11 protein-coding genes are annotated in these 13,770 nt (G+C 67.7%); 3 read left to right on the top strand and 8 right to left on the bottom strand.

What is annotated here, in order from left to right; all coding sequences use genetic code 11:
* Window positions 1-142: 142 nt before the first annotated feature.
* The 8 genes from JR065_RS01435 to JR065_RS01470 all read right to left on the bottom strand — a co-directional run bounded on the left by JR065_RS01435 (window position 143) and on the right by JR065_RS01470 (window position 9,890).
* Complete coding sequence (locus JR065_RS01435) at window positions 143-979, bottom strand: carbohydrate ABC transporter permease (protein ID WP_206231530.1); 837 nt, start codon at window positions 977-979, stop codon at window positions 143-145.
* Entirely contained in the window at window positions 976-1,857 is an 882-nt protein-coding gene (locus JR065_RS01440) for a carbohydrate ABC transporter permease (protein ID WP_206231531.1), read from the bottom strand. The genes JR065_RS01435 and JR065_RS01440 overlap by 4 nt, the downstream gene beginning before the upstream one ends.
* Window positions 1,854-3,179: a sugar ABC transporter substrate-binding protein gene (locus tag JR065_RS01445; RefSeq protein WP_206231628.1), complete on the bottom strand. Its 1,326-nt coding sequence runs from the start codon at window positions 3,177-3,179 to the stop codon at window positions 1,854-1,856. The genes JR065_RS01440 and JR065_RS01445 overlap by 4 nt, the downstream gene beginning before the upstream one ends.
* Window positions 3,180-3,181: 2 nt before the next feature.
* Entirely contained in the window at window positions 3,182-4,807 is a 1,626-nt protein-coding gene (locus tag JR065_RS01450; RefSeq protein ID WP_206231532.1) for a glucoamylase family protein, read from the bottom strand.
* A 99-nt stretch (window positions 4,808-4,906) separates the two neighbouring features.
* On the bottom strand, window positions 4,907-7,894 hold the full coding sequence (locus JR065_RS01455) for a TonB-dependent receptor (protein WP_206231533.1): 2,988 nt from the start codon (window positions 7,892-7,894) through the stop codon (window positions 4,907-4,909).
* A 115-nt stretch (window positions 7,895-8,009) separates the two neighbouring features.
* The gene (locus JR065_RS01460) at window positions 8,010-9,023 is read right to left on the bottom strand and encodes a LacI family DNA-binding transcriptional regulator (RefSeq protein WP_206231534.1); all 1,014 of its coding nucleotides are present in this window, start codon (window positions 9,021-9,023) and stop codon (window positions 8,010-8,012) included.
* A gap of 286 nt (window positions 9,024-9,309) precedes the next feature.
* Entirely contained in the window at window positions 9,310-9,579 is a 270-nt protein-coding gene (locus JR065_RS01465; protein ID WP_206231629.1) for a BolA/IbaG family iron-sulfur metabolism protein, read from the bottom strand.
* Between the two features lie 11 nt (window positions 9,580-9,590).
* Window positions 9,591-9,890, bottom strand: coding sequence for a YciI family protein (locus JR065_RS01470; protein ID WP_206231535.1), 300 nt, complete (start codon window positions 9,888-9,890; stop codon window positions 9,591-9,593).
* A 362-nt stretch (window positions 9,891-10,252) separates the two neighbouring features.
* Here JR065_RS01470 and JR065_RS01475 point away from each other — a divergent pair, with 362 nt between their 5' ends.
* Genes JR065_RS01475 through JR065_RS01485 form a run of 3 tightly spaced genes read left to right on the top strand, consistent with a single transcriptional unit; the run spans window position 10,253 to window position 13,709 of the window.
* Complete coding sequence (locus tag JR065_RS01475) at window positions 10,253-11,158, top strand: segregation/condensation protein A (RefSeq protein ID WP_206231536.1); 906 nt, start codon at window positions 10,253-10,255, stop codon at window positions 11,156-11,158.
* Window positions 11,159-11,179: 21 nt separating this feature from the next.
* A complete protein-coding gene (gene scpB / locus JR065_RS01480; RefSeq protein WP_206231537.1) occupies window positions 11,180-12,145 on the top strand; it encodes an SMC-Scp complex subunit ScpB in 966 nt (321 codons plus the stop codon).
* Window positions 12,138-13,709 carry a pseudouridine synthase gene (locus JR065_RS01485; RefSeq protein WP_206231538.1) on the top strand — a complete coding sequence of 524 codons (1,572 nt, stop codon included), beginning with the start codon at window positions 12,138-12,140 and terminating at the stop codon, window positions 13,707-13,709. Before scpB ends, JR065_RS01485 begins: the two co-directional genes overlap by 8 nt.
* Window positions 13,710-13,770 lie beyond the last annotated feature (61 nt).

Genomic DNA, 13,770 nt, shown 5'->3' on the forward strand with positions numbered 1-13,770 from the left:
GTCATAGACCTCGTCCTGTTCGTGTCGTTGGTTTTGGTAGGAGGATTTCAATCCCGACGCGTTACCGGCAAGGCGTCGGGGCTGAAGCCCCTCCTACGCGTATATCCCCATCATCGCCCATGGCTTAGTGCGAAGCGATGCATCAGCCTTTTACGCTACCCAGCAGCAATCCTTGGATGTAGTAGCGCTGCAATGCCAGGAACAGCGCCAGCACCGGGATCACCGTCACCACCGCGCCGGCCATCATCATCTCCACGTCCATGATGTGCTCGCGCGACAGCGCCGCCAGCGCCACCGGCAAGGTGTAGTGCTCCTGGTCGGTCAGCACGATCAGCGGCCACATGAAGTCGTTCCACGCCGCCATAAAGGTGAAGATGGTCAGCGTCACCAGCACCGGCTTGAGCATCGGCAGCACGATCTGGAAGAAGATGCGCATCTCGCCGGCACCGTCGATGCGCGCCGCCTCCAGCAGCTCGTCCGGGATCGAGCGTGCGTACTGGCGCACCAGGAAGATGCCGAACACCGTCGCCAGCGCCGGCACCACCACGCCGCCGAAGTTGTTGACCAGGTGCAACTGCTTCATCAGCAGGAACAGCGGCAGCATCGCCACCTGCGCCGGGATCACCAGCGCCGCCAGCAGGATCTGGAAGATCCGCTCCTTGCCGACGAAGCGCAACTTGGCGAACGCGTAGCCGGCCATGGTGTTGATCAGCAGCGAGCCGAAGGTGATCGCGCACGACACCAGCAGGCTGTTGGCGAAGTTGCGGGCCATGCCGGTGCGCGAGAACAGCTCGCCGTAGTTGGCCAGGGTCGGGCCGGTCGGCAGCATCGGCGGCGGGAAGCGGCTGGCCTGCCCGGCCGGCATGAACGACACCGACACCATCCACAGCAGCGGCGCCAGGCTGACCAGCGCCAGCAGCAGCAGCCCGCCGTTGACCAGCACGGTGTTCCAGCGCGAGGCGCCGATTTCGCGGCTCATACCAGGTCCTTCTTGCGGCCGAAGCGCAGCATCACGGTGGTCACTCCCAGGATGATCAGGAACAGCAGGAACGCCACCGCCGACGCGCGGCCCAGGTTCCACCACTTGAAGCCTTCCTCGAACATGAAGTACAGCACGCTGACCGTGCTCTGCAGCGGGTCGCCGCGGGTCATCACGTAGGGTTCGGCGAACAGCTGGAAGTAGCCGGACACGGTGATCACGCCGACCACCAGCAGCACCGGCCCCAGCATCGGCAGGGTGATGTGCAGGAACTGCCGCCACTTCGACGCGCCGTCGATGCGCGCGGCCTCGTACAGGTCCTGCGGGATGCCCTGCAGGCCGGCCAGGAAGATCACCATGTTGTAGCCGAAGTTCTTCCACACCGCGAACAGCATGATCGTCGGCATCGCCCAGCGCGGGTCGCCGAGCCAGTCGACCGGGCCGATGCCCAGATGGCTCAGGCCGTAGTTGACCAGCCCGTAGCTGGTGTGGAACAGGTAGCGCCAGATCACCGCCACCGCCACCAGCGTGGTCACCACCGGCGCGAACAGCGCGGTGCGGAACAGCGCCTTGAACCGCGCCACCGGCGCGTTGAGCAGCAGCGCCGCGCCCAGCGAGGCGGCGATGGACAGCGGCACGCCGACGATCACGAAGTAGGTGGTGTTCCACAGCGACTTCCAGAACATCTGCGTCTGCAGCAGCTCGATGTAGTTGCCGAAGCCGACGAAGCGCAGGTGGTTGCTGTCGGCCAGCGCGTACAGGTCGAAGTCGGTGACGCTCAGCGCCAGCGCCGACAGCACCGGCAGGCCGAAGAACACGCCGATGACGATCAGCGCCGGCCCGGCGAACAGCCAGCCGACCAGGGAACCGCGCTTCATCGCGCCGCTCCCGCGGCCGGCGCCGCCGCTGCCTGCTCGCGCTTTTGCTGATCGATCCAGCGCCGCTTCTCGAGGATTTCGTCCACGCGCTTGTCCAGGTCCTGCACCGCCTTCTCCTGGCTCTCGCCGCCGCGCACCACGCGCTCGGTGACCAGCCGCATCTCCTGCACGATGCGCTCCCACTCCAGCACCTTGGGGGTCGGCTTGACCCGCTCCAGCTGGTCGCGGAACGCGTGCGCCAGCGGGTCGTTGGCCAGCGACGGGTACTCCCAGGTGCTGCGCCGCGGCGGCATGTCGCCGATCAGCGCGTGGAAGCGCGCCTGGATCTGCGGACGCGACAGGAACTCGATCAGCTTCCACGACGCTTCCTTCTGCTGCGACTTGCGGAAGATCACCAGGCTGGTGCCGCTGGCGATGCCGGCGCCCGGACCGTCCGGGCCCGGCAACGGCATCGTGCCCCACTGCCCTTTCAGCGCCGCCGGCTCGAGCTTGCGGAACTCGCGGATGTTCCACGGGCCGGAGATGTAGAACGCATAGAAGCCGTTGAAGAACTCGTCCCACACGTTGGAGATCTGCGTCTCGGACATCTTCGGCGCCCAGTCCTGCTCGAACATGTTGGCGTAGAAGCCCAGCGCCTTGCGGAAGCCGGGGCTGCGGAAGTTGCCGTAGTTGTTGTGGTCGCGCAGCAGCGGGTCGTCCAGCTGCAGGCCCAGCGACAGCTGCTGCTCGAATTCGTTGATCGGCATCAGGATCGCGTAGCGCTTGGGGCCCACGTGCTTCTTGACCGCCGCCATCGCCTGTTCCCACTCGGCCCAGGTCTGCGGCAGCGTATCCACGCCGGCGTCCCGGAGCATGTCCTTGCGGTAGAACAGCAGGCGCGTGTCCACGTACCACGGCACGCCATACAGCTGGCCATCGATGACGTTGGTGTCCCAGATGCCGGCGAAGTAGTCGTTGGGCTCCACCACCTTGGAGCGGTCCACGTACGGCTGCAGCGGCTGCAGCGTATCGAGCGCGGCGAACTCGGGGATCCAGGTGTTGCCGAGCTGGCACACGTCGGGCAGGCCGTCGGCGGCGAAGGCGGTCAGCAGTTTCTCGTGCGCGGCGGTCCACGGGATGTTCTGGATGTCCACGCGGATGCCAGGGTTCTCCTTCTCGAACTCCGGGATCAGCTCGGCCACTACCTCGGCCTCGCGGCCCATCGCCCAGAAGCGCACCACCTCGCCTTCCGGTTCGCGCGCGCAACCGCACAGCGCCAGCGCGGCGAGGCCGGCGGCCAGCCAGCGGCCGATGCCGAGTTTCGTGCGGGTCGTGCGGATCATGCTCATTCGGGCTTCTGCGGCTGGCGCTGCGCGGGATTCTGCTGCGCCTCGGCGGCGGCCGCGCGCGATTCGGCGATGCCGATCGCACGCGCCGCGGCGGCCTGCTCGTCCTTCTTCGGCACCGGCTGCGCCTCGCCTTCCGGGGTCAGCCAGCCGCCGCTGAAGCCGGCGCGCTCCAGGCCGGTGCGGATGTACTTGTTCTTCTTCATCACGTTCCAGACGAATTCGTTGCGGTAGTTGGCGATCATGGTCAGGATCGGGCCCTGGTCGATGCCGATGTAGTCGCTGGACACCCAGCCGCGATCGGGTACCACGCGGCCGGTCTTGAGCGGGATGTCGTAGTCGAAGCTGGGGTTGAACGAATCCAGGAAGCCGTAGCTGGAATAGATGTAGTTGCCGTAGCGCTTGTGCATCTCCTGGGTGGCCGGGATCACCACTTCCGGCGCGAACACGATCGAGGCCACTGCCGCGGTCGGCGCCAGCGTGCCGTCGTCGAAGTTCTCGCGCAGGCCGGCGCCGCGCGAGGAGTAGTGCCGGAACTGGCGCTGCTCGCCGCGGTAGTCCTGCGCGGTGTTCTGCGGGCCGTCGCTGGCGGTCAGGCCCCACACGTTCTCGCCGTAGTCCTTCCACTTCATCGGGTTGGCGATGGCGTATTCGCGCTGCGCCAGCACCGCGCGGCGGCTGTTGAGGAAATAGTCGATGCCGCGCTCGCGCATGTACTGGTCCTGCAGGTCGCGGAAATCGATCCACACATGGCTGTACTGGTGCGCGAACATCGGGCCGAAGGACAGGTACTCCTGGCCGTAGTACACGCCCCAGTCGTTGTTGTAGGTGCGCGTCCACACGGTCCACGCGTCCGGGCTGACCGGGTGGGTGGGCGAACCGAGCGCGAGCACGTACAGCATCATCGCCTCGTTGTAGCCCATCCAGTCGTGGCTGATGAAGCCGCTCTCCGGGAACCAGCCCATCGAGATCAGCGGCTCGCGCTGCTGCAGCCAGTTCCAGTCCACGCGCTTGTACAGCACGTCGGCGATCTCGCGGATCTCCTTTTCGCGCGCGTCGTCGCCGTCGTAGTAGGACTGCGCGAACAGCACGCCCATCATCAACAGCGCGGTGTCCACGCTCGACAGCTCGACCCAGCTGTCGTAGCGGTGGCCGTTCTGCATGTCCAGGAAATGATAGTAGAAGCCCTTGTAGCCGGCCTTGCCGGTGCGCTGCGGGCCTACCGGCGCGTCGCGGAAGAACTTCAGGGTGGTCAGGGTGCGGTCGACCGCCTGGTTGCGGCTGATCCAGCCGTTCTCGATGCCGATCGGATAGGCGGTCAGCGAAAAGCCGACCGAGGCGATGCTGGCGAACGGACGCGACGGGAAACGGTCGGGCGTCAGCCCGTTGACCTCGTTGGTGGTGTCCCAGAAGAACTGGAAGGTGCGGCGTTCGATGTCGTCGAACAGCGGCGGCAGCTCCGGCTTGAGCGGCTTGGGCGGCAGCTCGGCCTCGATCAGGATCACCTGCACCGGCTTCTTTTCGCTCAACGCGGGCTCCTCGGTTTTCTTGCACGACGTCAGCAACGCGCCGACGGCGATCGTCAGGACCAGCGAAAAGCGTACGAAAGCGCGCTGCTTCATCATCGTGCGACCCCTGTGTAATCGTTTACATCCACGCTGAAAATATACCCCACTCCGCTACCGCCGCGGCCCCCGGCGATCCGGGAGCCGCGGCAGCAGGACTTACCAGTTCAAGCCGAACGACAGCTTGAACGTGCGCATCGGCGAGGCCAGCACCCCGTTCGGCGTGCCAAACGACGTGTTCAGGTCGTCGAAGGTGCCGGTGGCGGTGTTGTAGTCCGCATAGTTGGTCCAGTTGAACAGGTTGATGACGTCGGCGCGCACGTTGAACTTGATGCCCGCGCCGGTATCCCATTCCTTGTTCGCCGCCAGGCTGAATTCCTTGTAGCCCAACGTGGAATCCGGCTTGTACTGGATGATATAGCACTGCTCGTTGCCTGCCAGGCAATTGGTGCCATAACGCGGGGTCTGGCTGGCCAGCGACAGCTTGCCGGACAGGGTGATGGCGTACGGCAGGTCGTAGATGCCGGTCACCACCAGGCGGTTCTTCGGGATGCCGCCGGCCTCGCGCCAGCCGTAGCCGGCCATCGACTCCTGGTCCAGCGCGTAGTGCTCGCCGTACTGGCGGTTCTCCTTGGCGTCGGAGAAGGTATAGGCCACGGTCAGGCCCCAGCCCGATTGCTCGTCGTACGGCTTGTCCAGCTTCAGCGCCAACTGGTTGTTGCGCGTCTCCAGGCCGTTGGTGCCCAGCACGATCGCGCTGTAGCCGGAAGGCGACTCGGTCGGCACGCCGGAGGTGGTGCCCGGCAGGAAGAACGAGCCGTCGGCACGGCGGTTGCCGCGCAGGAACACGAAGCCGTCCTTGCTCACGATCCGGCTCAGGGTCACGTCGGTGTACCAGTCGTTGCCCCAGAAGTGCAGCATGTTGCGCATGCCGATGCTGAACTGGTCCGAGTACGGCACCTTGATGTTGTTGTCGATCAGGTAGACCTCGCGGCCGCCGCCACCGCCGGCGCCGCTCGCGGCCAGCGCGTCCAGGCCGGCCTGGGTGGTATAGCTTTCGTTCCATTCCACACAGGGGTCGCCCAGACAGGGGGTCGCACCGCCATTGTTGTCTACCCCGTTGAAGTAGTAGCTGTACGACTTGAAGCTGTTGTTGAGCTGCTCCAGCGCCAGGTAGTCGAAGATGTTGCGGTCGTAGGCGCGGCCGGCGCCGCCGTAGACCACGTGCGCCTGGTCGCCGAACAGGTCGTAGGAGAAGCCCAGCCGCGGCTGCCAGGCGTCCTTGAACGCCTTGCGGTTGTTGCCGGTGCTGATGTAGTTGGAGATGTCGTAGTTGGCGTTGTCCAGGTTGCTCCAGTTCTGCAGCGCGCTGGCGACGTCGGTCGGGGTGACGAAGTCGAGGAACGACGGGGTCTTCTCGTAGTCGTAGCGCACGCCCAGGTTCAGCGTCAGGTGCTCGTTGACCTCCCAGTCGTCCTGCAGGTAGATGCCGTACTGCTTGTTCTTGGACACCACCGAGCCGCCGCTGTTGGCATCGCCCCAGCGCACCCGGTACGGGGTGTCGGTGTCGGTCAGGATGTTGTAGTAGTACTGCGGATTGGCCGGGTTGATCTGGGTCGAATCCAGCTCGATGTCCTTGTACTTGAAGCCCATCTTGACCGTGTGGCTGCCGTGCCAGTCCATGCTGTTCAAGGTCAGGTCGTCCTGCAGCGTCCAGCCTTCCTGGCCCTTGTTCTGGAAGCTGCTGCCGGCCCCGGCGGTGAGGATGGTGGTCTCGTTGCCGGCCTGCGGCACGTACGACAGCACGTAGCCGTTGCCGTCGGTGAGCGGATCCTGGGTCCAGTACGCGCTTTCGTAGCTCAGGTTCAGGTCGTTGAGGAACGCCGTGCCGCTGTACTGCCAGCGCAGGTTGGCGCGCTTCTCTTCCTGGCCGTTGGTGCTGCCGTGCTGGTAGGTGGTGGTGTCGCCGATGTCCGACAGCTCGTCTTCCTCGCGGTACTTGCCGGACAACTCGAACAGGTGGTTGTCGCCCAGCGTCCAGTCGATCTTGGCGAAGTACAGGTCTTCCTTGAACGGGGTGCTGTAGGTGGCCACCAGCGGCTGCAGGTCGGCCGGCAGCTGGTCGACGCGGTCGGCATAGATGCCGCCGGGGATCACCGTGTTGGGCGTGGTGTATTCCTTGGCCTCGTAGGCGACGAAGAAGTGCGCGCGGTCCTTCAGGATCGGGCCGCTGAACGTGGCGCCGTACTGGGTCTCGGAGAAATCGTCGCGTTCGCCGGCCTTGCGCTCCAGCGGGCTCTCGGCGCGCCAGTCGTCGTTGGTGGTGTCCCAGAAGAAGCTGCCGTGGAAATCGTTGCCGCCGGACTTGGTCGAGGCGACGATCGCCGCGCTGCTGACCTGGTCGAACTCGGCCTTGTAGTTGGAGGTGATGACCTTGTACTCGCCGATCGCCGACTGCGGGAACGGGTTGCCGCGGCTGGAATCCTGGCCGCTGACGCCGCCGGTCAGCACGTAGTTCTTCTGGCTGATGCCGTCGATGTAGACGTTGGTGCCGTTGGCCGAGGTCGCGCCCGAGCGCACCGTGGTATTGCCGCGGGCGTCGCGCTGGAACTGCACGCTCGGCACGCTGTCGGCCAGCTCGAGGAAATTGCGCGTGGCCTGCGGCAGCTTCTCGATCTGCACGTTGGAGATGTAGGTGGCGTTCTCGGAGGTGCGGGTTTCCACCAGCACCGGCGGCGCGGTGACCTGCACCGCGTCGAGCGTGGTGGCGCCCTCGCCGCTGGCGGTGGCCGGCTGTCCGCCCACGCCCAGGTTCAGCGTCGCGGTCTGGCCGACCTGCACGGTGACGTTCTGCGAGGTGGTCTGGCCGTTGGCGGTGACGTCGATGCGGTACGAGCCCGGCGGCAGGCCGCCGACCGAGTAGGTGCCGTTGCTGGCCTGCACGCTGCGGGTCAGGCCGCTGGCCAGGTTGGTCGCGGTGACCTGGGCGTCGGTCGCCGGCGCCGAGTCGACCATCACCTGGCCGCGGATGGTGGCGGCGGTGCTCTGCGCGAAGGCCGGTGCGCTGCCGAGCAACAGGCAGCTGGCCAAGGCGCAGGTCAGCAGTTTGCGGCTCGGGCGCGAGGTGGGACGTGGGGTGTACTTCATGGGTGGTGCTACCTCCAGGTGGTGTCGCTAGTTGTTGTTGTTTTGGGTCCGGCGGCATCCGCCGGACGGGTCGAGCGCGCGGGCGGCTCGAAATGTGGCCGCGCCCGCGGTACTGCTAAGCCCGGGTCATGCTCGAATCGCGCACGACCAGAACCGGGGTAAGGGTTTGCCTGCGCCCGTCGTCGGCGCCGGGGTGGTCGATCAGTTGCAGCAACCGACCCATCGCCTGCTCGCCGAGGCCGGCGATGCTGACGTGCATCGTGGTGAGGGACGGGTGAACGAAACGCGCCAGCGGGATGTCGTCGAAACCGGCCAGGGCGATGTCCTGCGGCACGCGCACGCCGGCCTGCGCGAACGCGTACAGGCAGCCGAGCGCGGTCATGTCGTTGGCGGCGAACACCGCATCGGGCAGCGCGCCGGCCTGCAGCATCGCCTGGCCGGCGCGATAGCCGGAGGCTTCGTCGAAATCGCCCGGGAACTCCTGCGCCTGCGCCGCCACGCCGTGGCGCACGAGGGTGTCGCGGAACCCGCGCAGGCGTTCGCGCGCATCGAAGTTCAGTTCCGGGCCGCCGATGAAGGCGATGCGCCGGTGCCCCATCGCCAGCAGGTGCTCGGTCATCGCCACCGCGCCGGCATGGTCGTCGATGCTCAGCACGGGATAGCCGCCATCGGGCAGGTGCGTGTTGATCAGCACCGTCGGCAACGCCTGCGGCAGGTTGTCGGTGAGGAAGCCGGGGCGCTCGGCGTACGGCGACAGCACCAGCAGGCCGTCCACGCGCCCGCGCATCGCGCGCAGCGCGCGCCCCTGCTCTTCCGGGTCGCCGTGGTAGCTGGACACCAGCAGGTGCTGGCGGCGCGCGCGCGCCGCGCCGTCGATGCCGCGGATCAGCTCGGAGAAGAACTCGCCATACAGGTCCGGCAGCACCACGCCCAGGGTCTGGGTGCGGCGGCTGCTGAGGCTGCGCGCGGCCGCGTGCGGGCTGTAGCGCAGGCGGTCGGCGACCTCCAGCACCAGCTTGCGCACCGGCTCGGCCACGTTCTCGTGGCCGTTGAGCGCACGCGACACCGTCGCGACCGACACATTGGCCTCGCGGGCGACATCCTTGATGGTTACCGCACTCTTCGCCATCGTGCCGCCCTCCGCGGCAGAGACATTGAGAAACTGGCGCGGACTGTAATCGTTTTCACATCAAGGCAGAAGCCTTTTGTTATTTTTTAAGCAAATTCCTTTATATTCATACACTTGCCGATATAGGAATTCGCCGCGATCATGATGCGGCGCAACAAAAATCGGATTATCTATGCGCTGATGGCGCGTTCGGAGCCCCGCGGGACAACCGGGGACAGGACACCGGCTTGATCCCGCGCGGGCGGACTAGGGCCTGTTAACGCTCTCGGGATAGCCTCAACAGACCCTAGGGTGTCCGGCCCGGCGCTTCGGCCTTGATCGACAAGGCATGGATGTCGGTCTGCATCATCTCGCCCAGCGCGGCGTAGACCGCGCGATGCCGCGCCAGCGGCGCCATGCCGGCGAAGGCGGCGCTGACGATCACCACATTGAAGTGTCCGCGCCCGTCGCGTGCGCCGGCGTGGCCGGCATGGCGGTGGCTGTCGTCCTCGACCTCCAGCGCCTGCGGCGCGAACGCCGCCTGCAGCGCGGCGCGGATGCGCTCGACCCGGTCGATGGCAAGCCCGCTCATGGCAGCGTCTTGCGGAACGGCCGCACCTCGACCCGCGCGTACACGCCGGCGGCCACGTACGGATCGTCGTCGGCCCAGGCTTGCGCCTCGGCCAGCGAGCTGAACTCGGCCACGATCAGGCTGCCGCTGTAGCCGGCCGCGCCCGGATCCTCGGCGTCGATCGCCGGGCACGGCCCGGCCAGCAGCAGGCGTCCGGCGTCCTTCAGCGCCAGCAGCCGGGCCATGTGCGGCGGGCGCGCGGCCAGCCGCCGCTGCAGCACATCGGCCCCGTCGTAGCCCTGGATCACGTACCACATGCCGTCACCTGCCTTGCTTCGCGTATGAACCTGGGCCAATTCTAGCGCCACGGCGCTGGACACCGACCCGGCCGGCGCATTACCCTTGGCGACATTGCACGCGGCCGGATGCAGCGGCCCGTCGGTTTAACGGCTTCCCTGCCCTTCCGACGATCGATTCGCTGCCTGACACCGCCCGCGCAGACGACCTCCTCAGCTGTTCCGTCGCCGCAACGCTCATGCGGCGTACGCCTTGTGTCTTGTTGAAGTGTGGATCGCGTTGCCGGGACGACGCGACAAGAACCGCAGTACCGCAGGCAAGGCGCCGCGCCGGATCGCACCTGCCCGGGCCTTCGCTACCGCAATACCCTGATGTCGAACTGATGACCTCCGAACTCGCGCACGACGCGAACCCGCCAATCCAGCCCGCCTCTCCGCAGCAGCAGGAAATGCCGCTGGCGGTGGTGCATGGGCAAGCGGTCCTGCAGATCCCGCAGGATCTGTACATCCCGCCGGATGCGCTGGAAGTCATCCTCGATGCGTTCGAAGGCCCGCTGGACCTGCTGCTGTACCTGATCCGCCGGCAGAACCTGGACATCCTCGACATCCCCGTCGCCGAGATCACCCGGCAGTACGTGGACTACATCAACGTGATGCAGGAGCTGCGCTTCGAACTGGCGGCCGAATACCTGGTGATGGCCGCGATCCTGGCCGAGATCAAGTCGCGGATGCTGCTGCCGCGGCCGCCGGTGCAGGAAGGCGAGGAAGCCGACCCGCGCGCCGAGCTGGTGCGCCGCCTGCAGGAGTACGAACGTTTCAAGCAGGCGGCCGAGGACCTGGACGCGCTGCCGCGGCAGGACCGCGACACCACGCCGGTGCAGGCGCACGTGCCGGACCGCGCCGCGGTGAAACTGCCGCCGCCGGTGGAACTGAAGGAGATGCTGCTGGCGCTGTACGACGTGCTCAAGCGCGCCGAGCTGTTCAGCGGCCACGCGATCAAGCGCGAGGCGCTGAGCGTGCGGCAGCGGATGGGCGATGTGCTCAGCCGCCTGGACGACGGCCGCTTCTATCGGTTCGAGTCGCTGTTCACCGCCGAGGAAGGCAAGCTCGGCGTGCTGGTCACCTTCCTGGCGCTGCTGGAACTGGCCAAGGAACAGCTGCTGGACATCGTCCAGGAAGCGCCGCTGGCGCCGATCTACGTCAAGTCGCTGGCGCTGGGCAACACCAACGAGCCGCTGCAGTTCAACAGCGAGTTCGACGACAGCGACGCCGCCAACGACCCCAACTGAGTCCACGAAGACCCACTACGCATGGATCAAGCGCTGATCAACCGCATCGTCGAGGCCGCCCTGCTCGCCGCCAACCAGCCGCTGCCGCTGGCGCAGCTGCACGGCCTGTTCCCCGAGGACGAGCCGGCGCCGCCGGGCAGCGTCGAACGCGCGCTGGAACAGCTGCGCGAGGCCTGCGCGGGACGCGGCGTGGAACTGGTCGAGGTCGCCTCCGGCTTCCGCTACCAGGTCAGCAGCGAGGTGCACCCGTGGGTGGCGCGGCTGTGGACCGAACGCAAGACCCGCTACACCCGCGCCACGCTCGAGACCCTGGCGCTGATCGCCTACCGCCAGCCGATCACCCGCGGCGAGATCGAACAGGTGCGCGGCGTGGCGGTCAGCAGCAACATCATCCAGGCGCTGGAAGAGCGCGAATGGATCCGCGTGGTCGGCCACCGCGACGTGCCCGGCAAGCCGGCGCTGTTCGGCACCACCAAGGGCTTCCTGGACTATTTCGGGCTCAAGCGCCTGGACGAACTGCCGCCGCTGTCGGAACTGAAGGACATCGGCGAGCTGGAGCCGCAGCTGCCGCTGGAGCGCGACGCGATGCCGGTCGGCGACATGGCCCAGGCCGCGCCCGATGCCGGCGGCGGCGCGCCGGCGCCAGGCGACAGCGCCGCGTCGGCGGACGCCGGCGCAGATGACGCCGGCGACGGCGATGCGGCGGACCGGACCGATCCGCTCGACGCCGACGCCGACGCCGACGCCGACGCCGCAGCACAGCATCAGCAGCACACCGGCGCGGACGCCGGGCAAGACGCGCAGGATGCGCAAACCCCCGATACCGCCCTCACGGGCGAACCCGAAGCCGCGCCGGGCGAGCGCGCGGCGGATGCGAACGAAGCCGAAGACAACGCCGTCGCGACGACGACCGTGGCTGTTGACGATGCCGATTCCGAACCACAGGCCGACGCGCCCCGCGCCGGCCGGAGCCAAGTGAATGAGTGACACCTCCCGCAAGCTGTCGTTGAACAAGCTTTCGCTCAAGCGCGACAGCGCTGCCGAGCAGCCGAAACTGGAAGAACGCCTGCACAAGGTCCTGGCGCAGGCCGGACTGGGCTCGCGCCGCGCGCTGGAACAGCGCATCGCCGACGGCCTGGTCAAGGTCAACGGCGAAGTCGCGCAGACCGGCATGTCGGTCAAGAGCGGCGACAAGATCGAGCTCGACGGCCGCAGCTTCGTCGCCAGCGCGCTGACCGAGCCGTCGCGGATCCTGATCTACAACAAGCCCGAAGGCGAAGTGACCACGCGCGAGGATCCCGAAGGCCGCCCGACCATCTTCGAGGCGCTGCCGGCGCTGAAGGGCGCGCGCTGGATCGCGATCGGCCGCCTGGACATCAACACCACCGGCCTGCTGCTGCTCACCACCGATGGCGAGCTGGCCAACGCGATGATGCATCCGTCCTACGAGATCGAGCGCGAGTACGTGGTGCGCGTGCGCGCCCCGGAAGGCCAGGAGAACGTGCCGGACAACCTGGTCGACCGCCTCGCCCGCGGCGTGGCGCTGGAGGACGGCCCGGCCAAGTTCGACGAGATCGAGCGCATCGGCGGCACCGACTCGCACGACTGGTTCCGCGTGGTGGTCAAGGAAGGCCGCAACCGCGAAGTGCGGCGCCTGTGGGAATCGCAGGGCTGCCAGGTCAGCCGGCTCAAGCGCACCCGCTACGGCAAGGTGTCGCTGCCGCGCGAACTGCTGCGCGGGCAGTCGATGGAGCTGCCGCTGGACAAGGTCGAGGCGCTGCGCGCCGAACTGAAGCTGGAGGAAGGCGCGCCGTCGGCGCTGACCCTGCAGCCGGTGATCGGCCAGCGCAAGGCGGCCAAGGCCACGGTGCAGGTCGGCCGCGGCGGCAACGCCTACGTCAACGGCCACAACGTCGCCGACGAAGGCCGCGAGCTGCGCCGCTTCGACAACTTCCGCGAGGACCGCGGCCGCGGCCGCGGCGGCAAGAAGCCGCACGGCGGACTGACCGTCAGCGGCGAGATGGCGGCCAAGCAGGCGCAGAAGCCGTTCAAGCAGCGCAACCCGAAGGGGCCCAAGCCGCTGCCGGACGGCAACCCGGCCGCGTTCCGCACCTGGTACGTGCCCGAAGGCGTCAGCACCGGCCCGACCGGCCACCGCAACGCCGGTCCCGGCCCCGGCCGTGGCGGCCAGGGTCAGGGCCAGGGCCGTCCCTACGGCAAGCCGCGTCCGGCCGGTGGCGGTGCCGCCGGTCAGGGCGCCGGACAGGGCCGCGCACAAGGCCAGGGCCAGCGCAAGGCGCATCCGTACGGGCATCCGGGCAATGCGCCGAGCTTCCCGTCCGATCACGCCAACCCGGGCTTCAGCCCCTACGGCGCCGCGCCGCGCAGCGCGCGTCCGGCCGGCGGCCGTCCCGACGGCGGCCAGAAGCGCGGCCCCGGTCCCGGTGGGCGCGCACCCAGTGGTCGTCCGGGCGGACGCCCCGGCGGCAACCGCCCGGGTGGCGGCGGCAACCGCTCCGGCGGCGGCAATCGCGGCCCGCAGGGCGGCTGATCGCGCCGGGCCACGGCGGCAAAGACAATAAAGACAAAGGGCGTCCCCGCAACGGGACGCC

The organism is Xanthomonas sp. (assembly GCF_017163755.1).
Lineage (GTDB): Bacteria > Pseudomonadota > Gammaproteobacteria > Xanthomonadales > Xanthomonadaceae > Xanthomonas_A.